Here is a 19,910-nt window from a genome sequence, read left to right on the forward strand (position 1 = left end):
TTAAACCCACCATTTCTGCATCCCATTTGCTTTAAACCCATTTTACCTGCCCCCAAATGGGCAGCCTAGATGTGATAAAATCCACCCCATTTGTCGCAAATCAGCGCACAAAAGCGCAACAAAGGAAACCCATCTAATGCTAACCAAAATCGCCAAAAAAATCTTCGGCAGCCGCAACGACCGCTTGCTCAAACACTACCGAAAAATCGTCGCCAAAATCAACAGCTTGGAAGAGCAAACCAAAGCGTTAAGCGATGAGCAACTGCAAGCCAAAACCGCAGAATTTAAACAACGTCTCGCCAACGGCGAAACCCTTGACGACATCTTGCCCGAAGCCTTTGCCGTTTGCCGCGAAGCATCAGTGCGCGTGCTGGGGATGCGCCATTTTGACGTGCAACTGATTGGCGGCATGGTGCTGCACGATGGCAAAATTGCCGAAATGCGCACAGGCGAAGGCAAAACCCTTGTAGGCACGCTGCCTGTGTACCTTAACGCCCTAGCAGGCAAAGGCGCGCACGTGGTAACCGTAAACGACTACCTAGCCGAGCGCGATGCAGGCATCATGCGCCCGCTCTACAATTTTCTCGGATTGAGCGTGGGCGTTATTTTGAGCAACATGGATTCATTCCACCGCCAACAAGCCTACGGCAGCGACATCACCTACGGCACCAACAACGAGTTCGGCTTTGACTACCTGCGCGACAACATGGTGGACGACGTCTACCACAAAGTCCAACGCGAGCTCAACTTCGCCGTGGTGGATGAAGTGGACAGCATTTTGATTGACGAAGCACGCACGCCGCTCATCATTTCAGGGCAAGCCGATGACAACATTGAGCTGTACAAAATCATGAACCAAGTGCCCGCCCTTCTCACGCCGCAAGAAAAAGAAGACAGCCCCGATGGCGACTATTGGGTGGACGAAAAAAATATGCAAGTCGTGCTCTCCGAGCAAGGACACGAACACGCCGAGCAAATTCTCACCCAACTGGGCTTGCTGCAAGAAAACGAATCGCTGTACGCATCGCACAACATCATGCTGATGCATCATCTGATGGCGGCCCTACGCGCCCACACCCTGTTCCATCTTGACCAACACTATGTAGTCAAACCCAACGAAGAAGGGCAGCCTGAAATCGTGATTGTGGATGAACACACAGGCCGTTTGATGGATGGACGACGCTGGTCGGACGGTTTGCACCAAGCCGTAGAAGCCAAAGAAGGCGTGGAAGTGCAAAAAGAAAACCAAACGCTTGCCAGCATCACTTTCCAAAACTACTTCCGTCTCTACACCAAACTATCGGGCATGACGGGCACGGCAGACACCGAAGCCTACGAGTTCCAATCCATCTACGGCTTGGAAACCGTTATCATCCCCACCAACAAGCCCATTCAACGCAAAGACTTCAACGACCAAATCTTCCGCACCGCCGAAGAAAAATACGAAGCCGTGGTCAAAGACATCAAAGACTGCTATGACCGCGGGCAACCCGTGCTAGTCGGCACGACCACGATTGAAAACTCCGAACTCGTGTCGCATTTGCTCAAACGCGAAGGCTTGCCACACAACGTGCTGAACGCCAAAGAACACGAGCGCGAAGCCCTGATTGTCGCCCAAGCAGGCAAGCCCAAAATGATTACCGTTGCCACCAATATGGCAGGGCGCGGCACCGACATCGTGTTAGGCGGCAACGTGCAACATCAAGCTGATGCCATCCGCGCCGATGAAACGCTCACCGATGAACAAAAACAAGCGCAAATTCAAGCCTTGGAAGATTCGTGGGAAGCCGAACACAAAGCCGTGGTGGAAGCAGGCGGTTTGCACATCATCGGCACAGAACGCCACGAAAGCCGCCGCATTGACAACCAATTGCGCGGACGCGCAGGGCGACAAGGCGACCCAGGGTCAAGCCGTTTCTATCTATCGTTTGAAGACCCGCTATTGCGCCTATTCGCACTTGACCGCGCCGCCGCCATTCTCAATCGCCTTGCGCCCGAACCGGGGGTGGCAATTGAAGCCAACATGTTGACGCGCCGAATTGAAAATGCCCAACGCAAAGTGGAAGGGCGCAACTTTGATATGCGTAAGCAAGTGTTGGAATACGACGACGTAGCCAACGACCAACGCCGCGTGCTGTACCACCAACGCAACGAAATTTTGGGCAGCAAAGACATCAGCGAATTGGTGAAAGAATGGCGTGCCAGCGTGATTGGCGGCATTGTGGATATGTATATGCCTGCTGATAGCATGGAAGAGCAATGGGACATCCCCGCCATGATGGCAAAATTGGCAGGCGAGTTTAATGTTCATGTGGACGTTTCATGCTGGCTCAAAGAAGACAACACGCTGGAAAACGAAGACGTGAAAGAGCGCGTGTTGGCACAAGTGGATGCCGAATACCAAGCCAAAAAAGACTTGGTGGGCGATGAAATATTTAGCAATTTTGAGCGCAGCGTGGTGTTGCAAGTGGTGGACACGCAATGGCGCGAACACTTGGCAGCGATGGATTATTTGCGCCAAGGCATCGGCTTGCGGGGCTATGCGCAAAAAAACCCCAAACAGGAATACAAGCGCGAAGCCTTTGCCATGTTCCAAAACCTGTGGAACAACATTCAATACAACGCCACATCCATTTTGGTAAGCGCGCAAATCCAGCCGCACCAACCCGAGCCAGAAACCATTAAGCAGCCTGAAAACGCTGCGCCCCAAGCATGGTCAAACGTGGAAAATGGCGCATTTGACCCCGCCAACCCCACCGAAGAAGACAAACAATTCTTCCCCGATGCGCTGGAAGCGCGTGGCATTGCCGTGCATCGCAACGATGCTTGCCCTTGCGGCAGCGGCTTGAAATACAAACAATGCCACGGACGATTGGTGTAATGTAATTGGTTTTCAGGCTGCCTATGCTATGCGTTTTGCTTTGCATCAGGCAGCCTGAAAAACAATCGCCCCCCCCCCAAAGTTTTGGCTTTTGGGGTTTTGTTTTGGGTGTGAGTAGGATGAAATCTTTGCTCAACCTTAAAGGCAGCCTGAAAACCATCACTGCGTTTTCAGGCAGCATCAGCCAATCAACCCAATAAAAAAGCCACCCCAAAGGGCAGCTTTATTTTGGCGACTATTCTTTGTGTATCCGCAAATAATCTAATGTTTTCAGCTCCGCAATCGCAGCCGCTAATGCCACGTGTGCCTTATCCTGCGCATAATCATCATTAGACTGCTTCGCGTGAGCCAACCGCTCTTGCGCCACACGTTTTGCTTCTTCTGCGCGAGCGGTATCCAATTCGGTGCTGCGAAGTGCAATATCCGCCAACACCATCACTTTATCAGGCTGCACTTCCAATATGCCACCCGATACCGCAACCAACACTTCTTCGTTAGAATCAGGCACAGTTAAACGCAAAGCACCAGGGCGAACCAAGCTCATAATGGGCTCATGTCGTGGATAAATACCAAGCTCGCCGCTCACGGTCGGCACAACCACAAAGCTGGCTTCGCCCGAGTAGATGTGCTCTTCATTGCTGACTACTTCTACGCGCATGACACTCATGCCCATCTCCTTAATTTAAGGTTTTTGCTTTCTCAACGGCTTCTTCAATGCCACCCACCATGTAGAACGCTTGTTCAGGCAAGTGGTCGTATTCGCCGTTTAGAATGGCTTTAAAGCCAGCAATCGTGTCGCGCAAAGAAACGTATTTACCTGGCGAACCTGTAAACACTTCGGCAACATGGAATGGTTGCGACAAGAAGCGTTGAATTTTACGCGCACGCGCCACAGTCAATTTATCTTCATCCGACAATTCGTCCATGCCCAAAATTGCAATAATATCGCGCAACTCTTTGTATTTTTGCAGCGTTGCCTGCACACCACGCGCCACATCGTAATGCTCTTGACCCAATACCATAGGGTCAAGCTGACGCGAAGTAGAATCCAATGGATCAACCGCGGGATAAATCCCCAAAGATGCAATATCGCGGCTTAACACAACCGTTGCATCCAAGTGGGCAAAGGTGGTTGCAGGAGATGGGTCAGTCAAGTCATCGGCAGGCACATACACGGCTTGGATGGATGTAATAGAACCTGTTTGAGTGGAAGTAATTCGCTCTTGCAAACGCCCCATTTCTTCCGCCAATGTCGGCTGATAACCCACCGCAGAAGGCATACGACCCAGCAGCGCAGACACTTCTGTACCCGCTAACGTGTAGCGATAAATATTGTCCACAAAGAACAACACATCGCGCCCTTTGCCTGTTTCGTCTTTTTCATCGCGGAAATGCTCTGCCATGGTCAATCCAGTCAAAGCAACGCGCAAACGGTTGCCTGGCGGCTCATTCATTTGACCATACACCATCGCCACTTTGTCTAACACGTTAGACTCTTTCATCTCGTGGTAGAAGTCATTACCTTCGCGTGTGCGTTCGCCCACGCCAGCAAACACAGACAAACCACTATGCGCTTTGGCGATGTTGTTAATTAGCTCCATCATGTTTACGGTTTTGCCTACACCTGCACCACCGAACAAGCCCACTTTACCGCCTTTGGCAAATGGACAAAGCAAGTCAATCACCTTGATGCCTGTTTCCAATAATTCGGTTGCGCTAGATAGTTCATCAAACTTAGGCGCAAGTTGGTGAATGGCGCGCGTGTGGGTGGTATCAATCGCACCCGCTTCATCCACAGGCTCGCCCAGCACATCCACAATGCGTCCCAATGTGGCTGTCCCCACGGGCACGGTAATCGGTGCGCCTGTATTTTCTACTGCATAACCGCGTTTCAAACCATCTGTTGCGCCCATTGCAATGGTACGCACAACGCCATCACCCAGTTGCTGCTGCACTTCAAGTGTTAAATTCACATCAACCAGTTTCAACGCATCATAAATATGGGGAATGGCATCGCGTGGAAATTCCACGTCCACCACAGCACCAATAATTTGTACGATTTTGCCTTGGCTCATTATCGCATCCTAACTTTATTTGGGCATTTTCAGGCTGCCTTATACGGCGGCTGCACCTGCCACAATTTCTGACAATTCTGTAGTAATCGCTGCTTGGCGCGATTTGTTGTACATCAAGCGAAGTTCTTTAATGGCATTGCCCGCGTTATCGGTCGCCGCTTTCATCGCCACCATCCGCGCAGCTTGTTCTGCCGCCATGTTTTCACTTAATGCTTCATAAACCACAGACTCTAAATAGCGTCTAACCAAATACTCCAACACAGCAATCGGGCTTGGCTCATAGTGATAATCCCAATTTCGCTGCTGATTATCGTCTTCATTGAACACAGCTTCGCCAATGGGCAACAAAATTTCCGAATGCGGTTCTTGCTTCATCGTGTTCACAAAATGAGAACTCACCAAATGGATAACATCCAGCTCATGCCGTTCATAGCGGCGGAAAATCTCCGTCAGCGCACCCAGCATAGTTTCCATTTTAGGCGTATCCCCCAAATTGGTTACGCTTGCAATCACATTCAAACCAATACGCTGGCAAGCCAATAAGCCTTTCGTGCCTAGGCACACAATTTCAACATCAATTCCTTGGCTTTGATATTCCTGAACCTGTGCAAAGAATTTTTTCAGAACGTTGGCATTCAAACCACCACATAAACCCTTGTCTGTTGTAATTAGGATAAAGCCAGCACGTTGCTTGGTTTTATGCTCTTCCAACAGCTTGATGCCGTGGTCTGTTTGTGTTTGCGCCAAACGATTCATCACTAGGCGAACCGTATCCGCATAGGGACGCGCAAGGCGCATACGCTCTTGAGTCTTCCGCATTTTAGAGGTTGATACCATTTGCATCGCGCGTGTGATTTTTTGCGTATTTTGCACACTGCGAATCTTGGTAAGAATCTCTTTTCCAACTGCCATTTTAAGACTCCCTCGTTACTTATTTTCAGGCTGCATAGCTATATGATGTTTTGAAAGTTTTCATTGCTCCTTCCAAAACTTGCTCGCTTTCATCAGACAACATACCTGATGCATTGATTGTGTTCAACGTGTCGGGATGTTGTGTGCGAACATAATTCAAAAATTCAGCCTCAAAAGCCAATGCCTTGCTAACAGGAACGTCTGAATATGAGCCGTTGTTGATTGCCCACAAAGTCAAAGCCATTTCTGCCGTATTCAAAGTGTTGAATTGTTTTTGTTTCATCAATTCGGTAACCACTTCACCATGTTGCAATTGCTTGCGTGTTGCTTCATCCAAATCAGAAGCAAATTGAGCAAACGCTGCCAATTCACGATATTGAGCCAATGCCAAACGGATGCCACCGCCCAATTTTTTGATGACTTTTGTCTGCGCTGCACCGCCCACACGCGATACCGAAATACCTGCGTTGATAGCGGGGCGAATACCCGAGTTAAACAAATCAGTTTCTAAGAAAATCTGACCATCGGTAATGGAAATAACGTTAGTAGGCACGAATGCAGATACGTCGCCCGCTTGCGTTTCAATAATCGGCAAGGCAGTCAAAGAACCCGTTTTACCTTTTACTTCGCCATTGGTTAGCTTTTCAACTTCATCTTCATTGATACGCGCAGCACGTTCCAGCAAGCGAGAGTGCAAATAGAACACATCGCCAGGATAGGCTTCACGACCAGGTGGGCGGCGCAACAACAGAGAAATTTGACGATAGGCAACGGCTTGTTTAGACAAATCATCATACACAATCAAAGCATCTTCGCCACGGTCGCGGAAATATTCGCCCATGGTGCAGCCTGAATAAGGTGCGATGTATTGCAATGCTGCTGCTTCTGATGCGGTTGCCGCCACAACAATCGTATGTTCCATTGCGCCATGTTGTTCCAACTGACGCACAACGTTAGCCACCGAAGAAGCCTTTTGCCCTACCGCCACATAAATACAGATTACGCCTGTATCTTTTTGGTTCACAATCGCATCTAGCGCAACAGCGGTCTTACCCGTTTGGCGGTCGCCAATAATCAATTCGCGCTGACCACGACCGATTGGCACCATAGAGTCAATTGCTTTCAAGCCTGTTTGCATAGGCTGGTCAACAGATTTACGCGCAATCACACCTGGGGCAATTTTTTCAATTGGCGCAGTGAGCGTTGCATTGATTGGGCCTTTGCCATCAATGGGTTGCCCCAGCGCATTTACAACGCGACCAACCAATTCACGACCAATCGGCACTTCCAAGATGCGCCCCGTGCATTTCACTTCGTCGCCTTCTTTAATATGCTCATATTCGCCCAGCACCACAGCACCAACTGAATCGCGCTCCAAGTTCATCGCCAAACCAAATGTATTATTAGGGAACTCCAACATTTCCCCTTGCATCACATCTGATAAGCCATAAACGCGCACGATACCGTCAGTAACTGAAATAACTGTACCACGCGTTTTTTCTTCGGCGCGTGTGTTCAATTTTTCAATTTTAGCTTTCAGCAAATCGCTGATTTCAGCAGGATTAATCTGCATGAAATCCTCCTAATTTGTCAGAGTCGTATACAGGTTTTGCAATTTACCCTGTATAGACAAATCTAATATTTTGTCGCCCACAACCACTTTCACACCACCAATCAATTCTGACTCGGTGATAAATGTGGCTTGCAAACCAACATGAAAATGCTGCTCTAAATCACTAATGATTTTGGCACGCTGCCCTTCGCTCTTAACATCATAAGCGGTGTAAACAATTGCTTGCTTGGTATTGTTTTTTGCCAAAACAAGCGTTTTATATTGTTCAAAAATTTCAGGCAGCACAGTCAATCGCTTTTCTGCTGCGACCACATTGATAAAATTTTTAAACTCTGCGTTTTTCACCGCTTCGCAACCGTCTAACAATTTAACCAGTTGCAATGCTTTTTCGGAATCGCTTAAATCAACTGAACCAATTAAGCCAGCTACTTTGGGCTGCTGAACCAGCCAAGATAGTTGTTCCAATCCGCCAAGCCATAGCTCAAATTGCTCGCTTTGTTGAGCCAATTCAAACACTGCTTTTGCATAAGGACGAGCAACGGTTGCATACTCTATCATAAGGTTACAGCTCCTGTTTCAAGGCACCCAACATTTGAGCGTGCTGTTTTTCATCCACTTCGCGGCGCAAAATAGATTCAGCACCTTTCACCGCCAAAGCAGCCACCTGCTCACGCAATGCTTCGCGTGCGCGGTTGATTTCTTGCTCAGCGTTTGCCTTTGCTTGCTCTGTGATATTTGCTGCTTCGGTTATGGCTTGCGCTTTGGCATCTTCCACAATTTGGGCAGCACGTTTTTCGGCGTTGGCTACGATTTCAGAAACTTGATTGCGACCTTCGGTTAAGAGCTCTGCAACTTTCTTTTCAGCCTGCTCAAAATCGCTTTTTCCGCGCTCAGCAGCAGCCAAGCCTTCGGCGATTTTATCAGCGCGTTCGTCCAATGCTTTTGCAATAGGTGGCCACACAAATTTCATGGTAAACCAACATAAAAGCAAAAAGACAATAACTTCCGCAATTAAGGTTGCATTTAAATTCACTTTACCTGCCCTCTTGTAGGGGTTAATCAAACAAATCGGACGCTTTAATTATTATGCAGCACCGAAAGGATTAACAAAGGCAAACAATAAGGCAATCGCAACACCAATCAAGAATGCGGCATCAATCAAGCCCGCAATCAAGAACAATTTGGTTTGCAATGGACCAATCAATTCAGGCTGGCGCGCAGAAGATTCCAAATATTTAGAACCCACCATAGCGATACCGATTGATGCGCCCAATGCACCCAAGGCAACGATTAAACCACATGCGATAGCAATTAAGCCCATAGTTACTACTCCTATTGATTAAACAACGAAAAATTAAACAACGAAAAGAAAAGGTTAATGATGGTCGTGCGCTTGTCCAATATAAACAAACGCCAAAGCCATAAAAATAAACGCTTGCAAGGTAATCACGAGAATATGGAAGATTGCCCACGCCAATCCCGCGATGATATGGAAAACAAATAACACAGGATCAATCAGGCTTACGCTGCCTGTTGATGCCCAAGCACCGCCCAATAAAGCAATCAGCAAGAACACCAATTCACCTGCATACATATTGCCAAACAACCGCATACCATGCGATACGGTTTTAGACAAAAATTCCATAATATTCAGCAACAGATTGGCTGGCGCTAGTTTTGTGCCAAATGGAGCGGAAACCAATTCATGCCCCCAGCCGCGCAATGTTTTGATTTTAATGCTGTAATAGATGCACATCAGCAAAACGCCGATGGCAATCGCCAAGGTAACGTTTAAATCTGCGGTAGGCACAACGCGCAATAATGCGTGATGTTCGGCGGTCATGCCTTGGAATACGCGCGGCAATAAATCCACAGGCAGCATATCCATAGCATTCATCAGGAAAATCCACACAAATAGCGTCAAGCCAACGGGGGCAACCGCTTTGCGCGATTGCTCATTAGGGATGATGCTTTTGCACATATCGCCCACAAACTCAAACAAAATCTCTACGGCAGCCTGAAAACGCCCTGGAACGCCCGATGTGGCACGCTTGGCGGCACGATAAAGCAAATAGCTACCCAATGCGCCCAAAACGATGGTGAAAAACAGCGAATCAATGTTGATAAACGAGAAGTCGGCGATATTTTTTAGCCCCTGCCCTTCGGTTACATCAGACAAACTTGTTAAGTTTTGTAAGTGGTGTTTGATGTACTCGGCAGCGGTCATGGATTCACTTGCCATAACGATGAACTCTCAAAAATAATAATAAAACCAAATGACTAACGCTTAACAAGCCGATAAAGTAAGGCAAAAATTGTATTTCGCGGTAAAGCGCGAATGTTGCCACCATTAGGGCTAACGCCAGTATTATTTTTAAACCTTCCGATAGGATAAAGCCCACACCCGCCCACGCTGGCGAGCGCGAAAATTTTAAAGTTAACACCGATAACAATGTGGGCAGCAGATAAGAAAACCCGCCCAAACACAGGGAAAAGGCAGCCTGAAAACCACCTGCAATATAAGCGATAAAGCTGAGTGCAACGGTTACAACTAACTGGATGCCAACTATTTTGAACATGCTTATTTCCGTTGCGTGATACAGCGGTGCAATGTAATCAAATTGCGAAGAAGTGTCAAGCCGAATTAACACATGGCGCGATGTGATTTTGGGCGTTTTCAGGCTGCCTTTGCACGATATAGGCAGCCTGAAAACGGATGGCGCAGATTATTTAGCAGCCGATGCAGCAGAAGCGGCAGATGCTTCGTTTACCGCATTTTGCACGGCGTTATCGCCCCAAGCGGCGGGGTATTTGTAGCCCGCAAAGCGTTGTTTGGCGTACTGCTTAAATTCGTCTGAATTGTAAGCATCGGTTACATCTTTCACCCATTTGCTGTCTTTATCGACGGTACGCACGGCTGACCAGTTCACATAAGCAAAGCTGGGTTCTTGGAACAGGGCTTCGGTGAGCTTCATACCGCTTGACATGGCATAGTTGCCGTTTACCACAGCAAAATCAACATCTTGACGGCTGCGTGGCAAGTTCGCCGCTTCCATCTCCACCAATTTGATATTTTTGGTGTTTTCTGCAATGTCGGCTTTGGATGCTTTGAGCGGGTCAATGTTGTCTTTCAATTTCAACCAACCCAACTCGTTCAGCATCACCAAAGCGCGGGCAAAGTTAGATGGGTCGTCTGGCACGGCAACGGTGCTGCCTTCTTTTACTTGGTCAAGCGCGGTTAATTTACCTGGATACAAGCCCAACGGCGCGGTAGGTACTTGGAATACTTCCACCAAATCCAATTTGTGCTCGGCTTTGAAGCCATCCAAATAGGGCTTGTGTTGGAAAACATTGATGTCAATCGCGCCTTCGGCTAGGGCTTTATTGGGCGTAACGTAGTCGGGGAACTCGGTTAGCGTCACTTTGTAGCCTTGCTTTTCCAGCATGGGTTTGATTTTATCGGTAACCATCGTGCCAAAATCACCGGGGGTTGTACCGAATCTGATTTCGGTTTTTTCTACGGCAGGCGCGGTTGAGCCTGATGCCGATGATGCCGCAGGCTCGGAATTGCCGCCTTGTCCGCAAGCCGCCAAAGCAAAAGCGATTGCGCTGGAAAGCGTGAGTTTGCTGAATGTTGTCATAGTTTGTCTCCTAAACATGGATAAATGATTTTCAGGCTGCCTAAACAAAGATAGCAGCCTGAAAACGGTTGCAATACTACGCCCAATAAGCGTAGCGATAAAACTTAGAACCTGTATTCGCTATTTTCATAGGCATCTTTAATGCCCTAAAAACGCGGCTACCGCGTTAAAAATGCGTGCAAGGTGTACAACCTTGCTGTGCTTTTTGCCTTGTATCCGCGCCTTTATGTCATCAAATCTGCCTATGAAAATAGTGAATACAGGTTCTTAAACGATTAAGGCAGCCTGAAAACTACTCTTCAATCTCCCAATCTTGTTCCGTGTATTCAACATGGTTACCAAAAGGGCGGTCGTTGTGTGTGCGCTCGCGGTCAAACGTGTTTAAAAACGCCATCAATTCCGCATTGGTAACAGGCTCATGGCGCAAATCTTCCACCGAAAAACCTTCGGCATAATGGCTTTCGTAAACAGGTGAGGCAGCCTGAAAAAGCTCGGCGCGTTGTTTAACGAATTTTTGCCAACTCTCGTCCAGTAGCTCCAACAGCATCCCATACTCTTGAATAAACGCAGATAATTGCTCATCGCTGGCATCGGGCTGCCACCCGCGCAATCGTTTTAGCATCACAATCCCATTTCCTATCAAAACCGCGAAAACGTAAGAATACATAAAATCATGATAAAATTACAACATCAAAACAGAACAAACGTGAAAATATTGCAGCAGCAAGGTGTTATCTGTTAAAGTGTATCAATTACCCTGCGATATTTGGCAGGGATGAATTTTTTATTTACAGTAGTTTAAGGAGTCGCTATGGATGATCCAATAATGCTCGGTATCGCTGCCGTGGCAATATTGGCGGTGCTCGGTATCTTTTTCTTGAAAGGCAAGCAAAAAGCACCAACAAGCAAGAAAGGCAAAAAATCGAGCAACGCACGCAACAGCCGCAAAGCACAAGCGGATGACGATGAAGAAGAAGACGACTATTCAGCTCACCCCGCAGAACACGAAAATTGGGACACAGTAGCCACCACCAATGTTGTGGACGACACCAAAGTTTCCGTTCAAGACGTGGACGCGCTTACCGAATTTAACGTGTACAAACAATTCGGCTACTTTGACAAAGCAGCAGAATCACTTTCTGCTTATCTTGCTAAAACGCCCAAAAAAGACCCTGAACTGGCTGGCGAATTGGTTGAACTTTGGCTACAAGCCAAAAACGTTGATGCCGCCACCGAAGCCTTAACGCAATACCAAGACACGCTTTCCGAAGAACAAGTTACCCAATTTGTTAAAGAAGGTTTGGCGATAGACGAAAACCACCTAGGTTTGCGCGTATTAGCCGAAAACAAACTGGGTTGGAGCGTTAAGAAAACCGCCGAAGAAATTGGCGAGAAAACAGGCTTGGGTCTTGAAGAAGCCAAACCCATTCAACCCACCATTCGTGGCAAGAAAAAAGAAACAGAAGTTAAGCCCAAACAACCGCATAAACCTTTGGTTGCTGGGCGCGGCGTGATTTCAGGTGTCAGTGCCGATGAAAAAGGCGCTGTGTTGGCGTTTATGGAACCCGAGCAAAGTGTCAAACTACTCAAAAATGTTTTGAGCTACGATGCTGCGGTTAAATACATGAATAAAGCCATTCGCAAGTCAGAAAAACCTGCTTCCCTGTTGATTGACGCTTTATCGCTGGATTATCGTGCGAAAAACATCAATGGTTTTGCAGGACACCTGTGGAATCTGTATTACAGCTTAGGTCAATATGGTCGCCAAGTGAAAGAACGGATGCTGGGCTGGGGCTACACCATGGGGCAACACCCTGTATTTGACCGCCTAGAAGCCGCGCCTAACGAAGCAACATTGCGCGACTTAGGCATCCAGCAAGGCTGGATTGACGGAGGCAGCCTGAAAAAAGCGCGCTACCAAGCTCTTGTAACCGAAAAAGCAGATGTCAATGCCAAACCAAGAACCGCCACCGAGCGCATCTTGAAAGAAGCAGAATCTTTGTTAATGTATGGTCAATTAGACAACTCAATGGAATTGTTGGAAAACGCCATTGTGGAATATCCGCAGGAATCACAGCTTTATATCACTTTGTTTGATTTATATGAACGCGCAGAAGAATGGACTCGTCTAGAAAATCTCTTGCAAGAACTGCGTCCAAAAGTTCAAACATTACCTGAGGAAGTAGTGTTGGCAATGAGCCAACTGCTACAACGATTTAGTAACGGCTCATTCGGACATTAATAAAATGAATCATGACTTACCCCACGTCAAAACGGTGAAGTTGTTGTTTGTAGCTATGGACGAACAGCAACAAGCCATGTTCAAAATGGCATTTAAAATGCACAACACCACCAATTACGAAGTAATCAACGTCAATTCGGGCGAACAGCCTGAGTTGGTTATCGTAGATGGTGACGGCGCAAATGGCTTGGCGACATGGCAAAAAGCGAAACACGATTTTTCAAGCAGCGTTGTTGTGTTTTTCTCAAAATCGCCCCCTACTGTAACCGCACCCTATTTGCCCAAACCTATTAAGTTTGATTCGCTGTTCCTGAATCTGCGCAACTTGTTGCAAGGCAATGGCATTTGGGTGGTTCGCCCAAATATGGCAAACACAACCGCTCCTTCGCAGGCTGCTGTCGCACAAACCCAACCCGCACATTCAGCGCACGCCCACCGTTCTAGCGAGGTAACCATTCCTCGTTTTGACCCGCGTGTTGGTATTTTGGGTTCATTCAGAGAAATTTTGGCGCATCAGCGCAACGCAGCCATTTTGGTTGATGAAAAACCTGTGTTAGCCATATTCCCTTCAACGCAACGTGTGTGGATTGCTGTACCTCCTGAGCAACTACGCAACCTGTGCCGCCAAGAACGCCCTAATATCAAGCTCAAAAATATTCCAGACGAAAACAATATCCAAGACCGCGCCAATGCAACGGTTACTTCTACTATGTGGCAAGTAGCGTTGTGGACAGCGAATGGGCGTTTGGTGCATCCCATCAATCCCAATACCGTTTTCAAATTAAAAGGCTGGCCCAACCTAACACGTTTAACGCCGCTGCCAGAAGCCATGCGTTTATCTGCATTTTTAACCAAAACATCGGTTAGCTTAAATATGCTTTATAAACTGATGCCTTTGGATATGGCGGATATTTTGAACTACATTGCAGCAACGTATCTAACAGATTACTTAGAGATTACTCAACAAGTAAACGAAGCACCAAGCGCGCAATCCGCCACTCGTGCAACTGTGAATACATCTGCAACGCCACGTCCAGAACAAGTGCGTGCTGCTCGCGCAAACGAAGCACATACTCAGCAAAAAACAGGCGGTCTATTGAGTCGTCTTATGAAAAAATTGCTGAATAAATAATGAATGAGGGATTACTATGCTGATAGAAAATAAAATCATCTTTACAGGCCCTGTTGGTGTTGGTAAAACCACAGCCATCGCCGCCTTATCCGATGAACCACCCATCCAAACAGATGCCAGCGCATCCGATATGACAGCCGTGCGCAAAGGCTATACAACCGTTGCCATGGACTATGGCTTGATTCAATTAGATGAGAACACCAAAGTCCATTTATATGGCACACCTGGGCAAGAACGTTTTGACTTTATGTGGGACATTTTAAGCCAAGGCAGCATGGGCTTGATTTTGTTGCTGGACAATACTCGCGGCAACCCATTAAAAGATTTGAAATTCTTTTTAGACTCTTTTGCCGACTTGCTCAAAACTGCCCCATTGGTGGTTGGTGTAACCAAAATGGATATTCGCGCCGTACCTGGTATTGATGTTTACCAAAAATACTTGGCACAAAATGGTTTCAATGTGCCTGTATTTGAAGTTGATGCGCGTAACGAAGAAGATGTAAAACAACTTGTTACGGCTATGCTCTTTCAAATTGACCCAGGTTTAGAGGTGTAACATGGAATCAACTCTTTCATTACAAACAAATTTATACCCACACATCACACCCGCTGGCGCATTCTATGCGATTGCCAACAAAAGTGTGAGTGCCAGTCGCACATTGCTCTCTAATATTTTGAGAGCAGATAGCCAGCAACCCATTACCCAAGAAAAATTATTGGAATGGTCTGAAACGCATGATGTGGAATCGGCATTGAATTTGCTTTATCGCTTGCAACGTCTTGAATTTTTGTATGGTGGCGATACGCCAGAAGAAAACTTTGAGCTACAAGATGATACTTTGGCAAATTTATTGCCGCACTTGTCCGATAGCCAAAAAGCATTGTTGATTGACCATGATGGCTTCTATTTCGCCAACTCTGGTTTTAACCATGAAGCAGCAGAAGAAGTTGCTATTTTAGCCAGCGAAGCTATTCGTTTGTCTGAACGCCATGCTCTTTTGATTAAGAATAATCTGAACATTTATCAAAACGCATGGGGTTTATGCGACCCAACAGGGCAAAGCGAATTAACCTTCTTCCCCATCTATATAAACGAAACCAAATACATTTTGGTAACAGGTGGCACACCACAATTACACAAAGAAGCCTTTGTAACTTTGGTGCGCGCACTTTATAAAACGGTTGAAGCGGCTAATAATTTAGGCGTTGATTTTTAAAATTTGAATTGGACTAATATAAAATGCATGAACAACTTTTAACCTCCGTATTAAGCGATTTAAACAGCTCTTCTGTTGATATTACCGCTTCTGCCGTTATTTCTACCGATGGTTTGCCTATTGCGCATCTGTTGCCGGCCAATATTGACCCCGACCGCGTGGGCGCGATGTCTGCTGCTCTGTTGGCTTTGGGCAACCGCACCACGCAAGAATTGGCTTGTGGCGAATTGGAGCAAGTGATTGTGAAAGGCAAACTGGGCTATACGCTGCTGATTCAAGCGGGTGGCACAAATGTATTGTGTTTAACTGCCAAAGAAAGCGCAAAACTGGGCTTGATTCTGCTGGATGCCCGCCGTGCGGCGCGTGCGATTGTGGATATTACGAAATAATTAGGCTTGGCTTCTTTATTCGTTTGACATCCTAGTTTTATTATGTTTTAATGCGCAGCTTGTTTGGCCAGATAGCTCAGTCGGTAGAGCAACGGATTGAAAATCCGTGTGTCGGCAGTTCGATCCTGCCTCTGGCCACCAAATATTTAAGCCCAAACATTTGTTTGGGCTTTTCGTTTATTTTCTAAATGGAGTTTTTATGCGTTGGCAAGACAGAGAAGGCAGCAATAATGTTGAAGATGCGCGCGGCGGCTCGGGCGGGGGTGGCATGGGGGGCGGTGGCAAGCCGCTTGGCATTATTGGTTTGATTATTTTGTTGATTGGTGCGTATAACGGCGTGGATTTAAGCGGTTTGGTGGGTGGGACTAGCCAGCTTGGCAATACGCAGCAACAGCAAACACGCCCGCAGCAATACTCGCAGCAGGAGCAGCAGTTGTATAAGCTCAGCTCGGTGGTATTGCGCGAGACGGAAAAAGTGTGGGGCGCGTATTTTCAAAAAATGGGCAAAACGTATCAAGAGCCTGTGTTGCAAATTTATTCGGGCACAACGCGAACAGGATGCGGCACGGGGCAAGCCAGCGCGGGCCCGTTTTATTGCCCTGCGGATAATAAGCTATACATTGATTTATCGTTTTACAACACGATGAAAACCCAGCTTGGCGCGGAAGGCGATGCGGCGTTTGCGTATGTGATTGCGCACGAAGTGGGGCACCATGTGCAAACCATGTTGGGCACGATTGGCAAGGTGCATAACTTGCAACAGCAAGTGGGCAAAGCGGAATCCAATGCGTTATCGGTTAAGCTGGAATTGCAGGCGGATTGCTATGCGGGCGTGTGGGGCTATTACGCGCAAAAAGATGGACTATTTGAAGATGGGGATATTGAAGAAGCCTATACGGCAGCGGAAGCGGTGGGCGATGATACGTTGCAGCAGCGTGCGCAAGGCTACACCGTGCCGCACACTTATACGCATGGCACTTCGGCAGAACGCAAAAAATGGTTGCAGCGTGGTTTGCAAACGGGGGATATTAACCAATGCAATACGTTTGCTGCGCAATAGGCAGCCTGAAACCTTTGCAAATCCTAAAACGCCACAAGAAATAGTCAATTTTCCGTTATTCTCGTGTAAGCAAGAATCTTGGTTGAACTAACGCAATTAGTTGTTTTTGCATAAATTTTTGAATATTGAGCAGAATTCCCGCCTAGGCGGAAATGACGGCATTTCTGATTTTTCAGGCTGTCTCAGGGGTTTTGCAAAGGTTTCAAACTAGCATTTCAGGCTGCCTTTGCCGTTTCACCTTGCTTATCAAACAACAAAATCCTATTGAATACGCCATTTGGCGACGAACCGTTGACGCTCCATTTTAAGTTTTCAACCTTGCGCGTTGCACTGCGGTATAACCATTTAGCTCTGCATAAGTTCGCATAGCTAAATCAAAGATTTAGATGCTTACTTATACCCAAATCAAAGATTTTGACAAATGGATAAGGCTGCCTATGATGTCGCGCCGATTAGTTCGCCACCGTAAACCGTTGGAACAAATGCGCTTTTTTCTCTACATCATCGGCAATCGCTGCCGCCAAATCGGGCACGGTAATATCGGCGGGCGAGCCGTCGGCGTTGAGCAACACATCGTCTTGCCCGATGCGATACGCGCCTTTTTTCTCAAAGCTCACTTCCGCCACGGCAAACATGGCGGCAGGCGACAGGAACGCCCAGTTTATATCGCGGCGCGGGCGCAAATCGTCCAGCAACACGCGCATGGCGTTGGCGGCGGGATAAATTTCTTTGGGGAAATCGGGCGTGTCCACCAATTGCAAATTAGGCGCAACATTTAGGCTGCCTGCGCCACCGATAATCAAGTAATACGGCAACTGCGCGGCTTTGAACGCGGCGAGCAAGTTGTCGTAGCCTGTTTTCACGTCTTGCGCCAAATTGGGATTGTCCCAGCCCGCGTTAAACGCGCTCACCACCGCATCAAAGCCTGCCAGTTTGGCGGCAAAATCGGGCGCGTTCACATCCGCTGCCACAGCGGTTACGTTGGGTTGTTGCGCCACTTTGGCGACATTGCGGGCGAACGCGGTTACTTGATGCCCGCGCGCGGCGAGTTCCAACACGGTGGCGTTGCCCACCAAACCTGTTGCGCCAATTACTGCTATTTTCATCATAAAACTCCTTGTGTTACGGTTAAAAAATCGTTTTCAGGCTGCCTTTGCCAGCGTTTTCAGGCTGCCTAAATGTGCTTCAAATCATCAAAACATACTTCTGCCGCTGGCGGTTTTCTCTTTGGGCACGGCTTGAATCACATCCCAATGCTCCACAATTTTCCCATCGTTATCCAAGCGGAAAATATCTACCACCGCTTCGCCCGCATCGCTGGGCGACAATTGGCTGTGCACGTGCACCATCACCAAATCGCCATCAGCCATCACGCGCACCACCTTGCCTAGCGACTGCGGATTTTGCTTCAAAAACGGCGCAAACGCATCCACAAACGCCTGCCCGCTATCGGCAACGGTGGGGTTGTGCTGCAAGTATTCCTTGCCGATATAACGGTCGGTTGCTTCCTGCACCTTGTGTTGGTTAAACGCTAAATCGTAAAACGCCAACACATTGGCTTTATTGCGCGCTACGGCAGATTGCGCTTGGGATTGCGTGGCGGCGTGCGGCGCGTGTTGCGATACAGGCGAGCAAGCGGTTAAAGCCAAGCCAATGGCGGCTGCGGCGAGTAAGGTTTTTTTCATGGGAACTCCTGATGCGGTTTTCAGGCTGCCTTGACATGATGCGCCATGTTTTCAGGCAGCCTGAAAAAGATTAAACACAATGCAGTAAGCAAAACGCGGTTTGCTTTCAACGAATGCCGCGCAGTATAATGGCTAAACTTATTTTTAGTAAGTACTTACTGTTTTGTAAGTATGAGATATTTTTGGAACACATTGGTTTACAAGGAAATTTTATGGAAAAAGGCAATGTTTTAGCCAACGAATGCCCATCGCGCGAGATTTTGCGCCGCTTAACCAGCCGCTGGGGCTTGCTGGTGCTGGTGGTGCTGCGCGGCGGCACGCATCGGTTTAGCGAACTGCGCCGCGCGATTGACGGCGTGAGCGAGCGGATGCTCACGCAAACCTTGCAGCAACTGGAACAAGACGGCATGCTGGTGCGCCACGCATTGCAAACCGTGCCGCCACACGTTGAATACACGCTCACGCCGCTGGGCGCGGTGGCGGCGGAAAAGGTGGACGCGCTGGTGAACTGGTTGCAGGATAATCTGGACGACATCATGCAGCATCAGGCAGCCTGAAAACACCCAACGCGATGCCTTTCAGGCTGCCCCAGCCTTTCGCACAACAGCAGACAGAACATGGCGTATCGCCGCCATACCCACTCTTTCCGTTGCCGTAGCGCAAACATTTCAGGCTGCCTTTGGACATCGCAAAGGCAGCCTGAAAAGCACAAATGGTTTTTCAGGCTGCCACAAATGGAGCGGCGGCGGCTCGTCGCCAATACTTCAAACATTGCAGTACTAATTTGCCAAAATGTCGGCGAGCCGCCGACGCTCCATCGGATACAGGTTTTGCAAAGATTTCAGGCTGCCTTTAAGCATCGCAAAGGTAGCCTGAAAAACAAAATCGCTCGGCATTTAGTACCACGATTTTCTACTGAATAGATTGATTTTCAGGCTGCCTAAACCCACCACAACCGTTTACTACTGCCACCCATCCCCTACGTCCAGCCGAACGGAGCATTCTTTTTTCGGGAAAAAGCGTGCGCTTGTCCGACGACGCGCAAAGCGCGGCTAGTTCGCACGCGCCGAAAAAAGGATGCGCAGTGAGGGAAGTTCGCGCAG

General features: G+C 47.9%; 23 protein-coding genes and 1 tRNA gene. 10 read left to right on the forward strand and 14 right to left on the reverse strand.

What is annotated here, in order from left to right; genetic code table 11:
- Positions 1-136 precede the first annotated feature (136 nt).
- Positions 137-2,881 (forward strand): preprotein translocase subunit SecA, encoded by a 2,745-nt coding sequence (secA, locus tag Q4A85_RS04730; protein WP_303108083.1) that lies wholly within the window; start codon positions 137-139, stop codon positions 2,879-2,881.
- Between the two features lie 35 nt (positions 2,882-2,916).
- Positions 2,917-3,081 (forward strand): hypothetical protein, encoded by a 165-nt coding sequence (locus tag Q4A85_RS04735; RefSeq protein ID WP_303108085.1) that lies wholly within the window; start codon positions 2,917-2,919, stop codon positions 3,079-3,081.
- Between the two features lie 35 nt (positions 3,082-3,116).
- On the opposite strand, the gene Q4A85_RS04740 is transcribed toward Q4A85_RS04735, so the two are convergent.
- The 11 genes from Q4A85_RS04740 to Q4A85_RS04790 form a co-directional block, all read right to left on the reverse strand.
- On the reverse strand, positions 3,117-3,548 hold the full coding sequence (locus Q4A85_RS04740; protein WP_303108087.1) for a F0F1 ATP synthase subunit epsilon: 432 nt from the start codon (positions 3,546-3,548) through the stop codon (positions 3,117-3,119).
- Positions 3,549-3,558: 10 nt separating this feature from the next.
- Positions 3,559-4,956 carry a F0F1 ATP synthase subunit beta gene (atpD, locus tag Q4A85_RS04745; RefSeq protein WP_303108089.1) on the reverse strand — a complete coding sequence of 466 codons (1,398 nt, stop codon included), beginning with the start codon at positions 4,954-4,956 and terminating at the stop codon, positions 3,559-3,561.
- Between the two features lie 39 nt (positions 4,957-4,995).
- Positions 4,996-5,868: a F0F1 ATP synthase subunit gamma gene (atpG, locus tag Q4A85_RS04750; RefSeq protein ID WP_303108091.1), complete on the reverse strand. Its 873-nt coding sequence runs from the start codon at positions 5,866-5,868 to the stop codon at positions 4,996-4,998.
- A 25-nt stretch (positions 5,869-5,893) separates the two neighbouring features.
- Positions 5,894-7,441 (reverse strand): F0F1 ATP synthase subunit alpha, encoded by a 1,548-nt coding sequence (atpA, locus tag Q4A85_RS04755; RefSeq protein ID WP_303108093.1) that lies wholly within the window; start codon positions 7,439-7,441, stop codon positions 5,894-5,896.
- A 9-nt stretch (positions 7,442-7,450) separates the two neighbouring features.
- Positions 7,451-7,999, reverse strand: coding sequence for a F0F1 ATP synthase subunit delta (locus tag Q4A85_RS04760; protein ID WP_303108095.1), 549 nt, complete (start codon positions 7,997-7,999; stop codon positions 7,451-7,453).
- Between the two features lie 4 nt (positions 8,000-8,003).
- Entirely contained in the window at positions 8,004-8,474 is a 471-nt protein-coding gene (locus Q4A85_RS04765) for a F0F1 ATP synthase subunit B (RefSeq protein WP_303108128.1), read from the reverse strand.
- A gap of 51 nt (positions 8,475-8,525) precedes the next feature.
- Complete coding sequence (gene atpE, locus Q4A85_RS04770) at positions 8,526-8,762, reverse strand: F0F1 ATP synthase subunit C (RefSeq protein WP_003676106.1); 237 nt, start codon at positions 8,760-8,762, stop codon at positions 8,526-8,528.
- Positions 8,763-8,816: 54 nt separating this feature from the next.
- A complete protein-coding gene (gene atpB, locus Q4A85_RS04775; protein WP_303108101.1) occupies positions 8,817-9,683 on the reverse strand; it encodes a F0F1 ATP synthase subunit A in 867 nt (288 codons plus the stop codon).
- Entirely contained in the window at positions 9,673-10,020 is a 348-nt protein-coding gene (locus Q4A85_RS04780; RefSeq protein ID WP_303108103.1) for an ATP synthase subunit I, read from the reverse strand. Before Q4A85_RS04780 ends, atpB begins: the two co-directional genes overlap by 11 nt.
- A gap of 147 nt (positions 10,021-10,167) precedes the next feature.
- Positions 10,168-11,082: a MetQ/NlpA family ABC transporter substrate-binding protein gene (locus Q4A85_RS04785; RefSeq protein ID WP_303108105.1), complete on the reverse strand. Its 915-nt coding sequence runs from the start codon at positions 11,080-11,082 to the stop codon at positions 10,168-10,170.
- Between the two features lie 292 nt (positions 11,083-11,374).
- Positions 11,375-11,704, reverse strand: a complete 330-nt coding sequence (locus tag Q4A85_RS04790; RefSeq protein ID WP_303108107.1) for a phenylacetate--CoA ligase — start codon at positions 11,702-11,704, stop codon at positions 11,375-11,377.
- Positions 11,705-11,893: 189 nt separating this feature from the next.
- Here Q4A85_RS04790 and Q4A85_RS04795 point away from each other — a divergent pair, with 189 nt between their 5' ends.
- From Q4A85_RS04795 to Q4A85_RS04825, 7 genes are all read left to right on the forward strand, one after another.
- Positions 11,894-13,324, forward strand: a complete 1,431-nt coding sequence (locus Q4A85_RS04795; RefSeq protein WP_303108109.1) for a hypothetical protein — start codon at positions 11,894-11,896, stop codon at positions 13,322-13,324.
- A 4-nt stretch (positions 13,325-13,328) separates the two neighbouring features.
- Complete coding sequence (locus Q4A85_RS04800) at positions 13,329-14,456, forward strand: alpha-glucan phosphorylase (RefSeq protein WP_303108111.1); 1,128 nt, start codon at positions 13,329-13,331, stop codon at positions 14,454-14,456.
- A 19-nt stretch (positions 14,457-14,475) separates the two neighbouring features.
- Positions 14,476-15,012 (forward strand): ATP/GTP-binding protein, encoded by a 537-nt coding sequence (locus Q4A85_RS04805; protein WP_303108130.1) that lies wholly within the window; start codon positions 14,476-14,478, stop codon positions 15,010-15,012.
- Between the two features lies 1 nt (position 15,013).
- Complete coding sequence (locus Q4A85_RS04810) at positions 15,014-15,673, forward strand: peptidase M23 (RefSeq protein WP_303108113.1); 660 nt, start codon at positions 15,014-15,016, stop codon at positions 15,671-15,673.
- A gap of 23 nt (positions 15,674-15,696) precedes the next feature.
- Positions 15,697-16,062, forward strand: coding sequence for a roadblock/LC7 domain-containing protein (locus Q4A85_RS04815; protein ID WP_003798653.1), 366 nt, complete (start codon positions 15,697-15,699; stop codon positions 16,060-16,062).
- Between the two features lie 65 nt (positions 16,063-16,127).
- Positions 16,128-16,203, forward strand: a tRNA-Phe gene (locus tag Q4A85_RS04820).
- 58 nt (positions 16,204-16,261) lie between these two features.
- Positions 16,262-17,122 carry a neutral zinc metallopeptidase gene (locus Q4A85_RS04825; RefSeq protein ID WP_303108116.1) on the forward strand — a complete coding sequence of 287 codons (861 nt, stop codon included), beginning with the start codon at positions 16,262-16,264 and terminating at the stop codon, positions 17,120-17,122.
- 452 nt (positions 17,123-17,574) lie between these two features.
- Here Q4A85_RS04825 and Q4A85_RS04830 read toward each other — a convergent pair whose 3' ends face one another.
- Both Q4A85_RS04830 and Q4A85_RS04835 read right to left on the reverse strand, forming a co-directional pair.
- Positions 17,575-18,228, reverse strand: coding sequence for an NAD(P)-dependent oxidoreductase (locus Q4A85_RS04830; RefSeq protein WP_303108118.1), 654 nt, complete (start codon positions 18,226-18,228; stop codon positions 17,575-17,577).
- Between the two features lie 87 nt (positions 18,229-18,315).
- Positions 18,316-18,807, reverse strand: coding sequence for a nuclear transport factor 2 family protein (locus Q4A85_RS04835; RefSeq protein ID WP_303108119.1), 492 nt, complete (start codon positions 18,805-18,807; stop codon positions 18,316-18,318).
- A 212-nt stretch (positions 18,808-19,019) separates the two neighbouring features.
- On the opposite strand from Q4A85_RS04835, the gene Q4A85_RS04840 reads away from it, so the two are divergent.
- Entirely contained in the window at positions 19,020-19,364 is a 345-nt protein-coding gene (locus tag Q4A85_RS04840) for a helix-turn-helix domain-containing protein (protein WP_303108120.1), read from the forward strand.
- Here the strand turns inward: Q4A85_RS04840 and Q4A85_RS04845 are convergent.
- Entirely contained in the window at positions 19,352-19,579 is a 228-nt protein-coding gene (locus Q4A85_RS04845; protein ID WP_303108122.1) for a hypothetical protein, read from the reverse strand. The two genes, Q4A85_RS04840 and Q4A85_RS04845, sit on opposite strands and share 13 nt — an antisense overlap.
- Positions 19,580-19,910: the final 331 nt, after the last annotated feature.

The organism is Kingella sp. (in: b-proteobacteria), assembly GCF_030527935.1.
GTDB lineage: Bacteria > Pseudomonadota > Gammaproteobacteria > Burkholderiales > Neisseriaceae > Kingella_B.

Bases quoted from the DNA above. Each gene is read 5' to 3' on its own strand.
- secA (WP_303108083.1), top strand. From the start codon at position 137: ATGCTAACCAAAATCGCCAAAAAAATCTTCGGCAGCCGCAACGACCGC.
- Q4A85_RS04740 (WP_303108087.1), bottom strand. From the start codon at position 3,548: ATGAGTGTCATGCGCGTAGAAGTAGTCAGCAATGAAGAGCACATCTAC.
- atpD (WP_303108089.1), bottom strand. From the start codon at position 4,956: ATGAGCCAAGGCAAAATCGTACAAATTATTGGTGCTGTGGTGGACGTG.
- atpG (WP_303108091.1), bottom strand. From the start codon at position 5,868: ATGGCAGTTGGAAAAGAGATTCTTACCAAGATTCGCAGTGTGCAAAAT.
- atpA (WP_303108093.1), bottom strand. From the start codon at position 7,441: ATGCAGATTAATCCTGCTGAAATCAGCGATTTGCTGAAAGCTAAAATT.
- Q4A85_RS04760 (WP_303108095.1), bottom strand. From the start codon at position 7,999: ATGATAGAGTATGCAACCGTTGCTCGTCCTTATGCAAAAGCAGTGTTT.
- atpE (WP_003676106.1), bottom strand. From the start codon at position 8,762: ATGGGCTTAATTGCTATCGCATGTGGTTTAATCGTTGCCTTGGGTGCA.
- atpB (WP_303108101.1), bottom strand. From the start codon at position 9,683: ATGGCAAGTGAATCCATGACCGCTGCCGAGTACATCAAACACCACTTA.
- Q4A85_RS04780 (WP_303108103.1), bottom strand. From the start codon at position 10,020: ATGTTCAAAATAGTTGGCATCCAGTTAGTTGTAACCGTTGCACTCAGC.
- Q4A85_RS04785 (WP_303108105.1), bottom strand. From the start codon at position 11,082: ATGACAACATTCAGCAAACTCACGCTTTCCAGCGCAATCGCTTTTGCT.
- Q4A85_RS04790 (WP_303108107.1), bottom strand. From the start codon at position 11,704: ATGCTAAAACGATTGCGCGGGTGGCAGCCCGATGCCAGCGATGAGCAA.
- Q4A85_RS04795 (WP_303108109.1), top strand. From the start codon at position 11,894: ATGGATGATCCAATAATGCTCGGTATCGCTGCCGTGGCAATATTGGCG.
- Q4A85_RS04800 (WP_303108111.1), top strand. From the start codon at position 13,329: ATGAATCATGACTTACCCCACGTCAAAACGGTGAAGTTGTTGTTTGTA.
- Q4A85_RS04810 (WP_303108113.1), top strand. From the start codon at position 15,014: ATGGAATCAACTCTTTCATTACAAACAAATTTATACCCACACATCACA.
- Q4A85_RS04815 (WP_003798653.1), top strand. From the start codon at position 15,697: ATGCATGAACAACTTTTAACCTCCGTATTAAGCGATTTAAACAGCTCT.
- Q4A85_RS04825 (WP_303108116.1), top strand. From the start codon at position 16,262: ATGCGTTGGCAAGACAGAGAAGGCAGCAATAATGTTGAAGATGCGCGC.
- Q4A85_RS04830 (WP_303108118.1), bottom strand. From the start codon at position 18,228: ATGAAAATAGCAGTAATTGGCGCAACAGGTTTGGTGGGCAACGCCACC.
- Q4A85_RS04835 (WP_303108119.1), bottom strand. From the start codon at position 18,807: ATGAAAAAAACCTTACTCGCCGCAGCCGCCATTGGCTTGGCTTTAACC.
- Q4A85_RS04840 (WP_303108120.1), top strand. From the start codon at position 19,020: ATGGAAAAAGGCAATGTTTTAGCCAACGAATGCCCATCGCGCGAGATT.
- Q4A85_RS04845 (WP_303108122.1), bottom strand. From the start codon at position 19,579: ATGTTTGAAGTATTGGCGACGAGCCGCCGCCGCTCCATTTGTGGCAGC.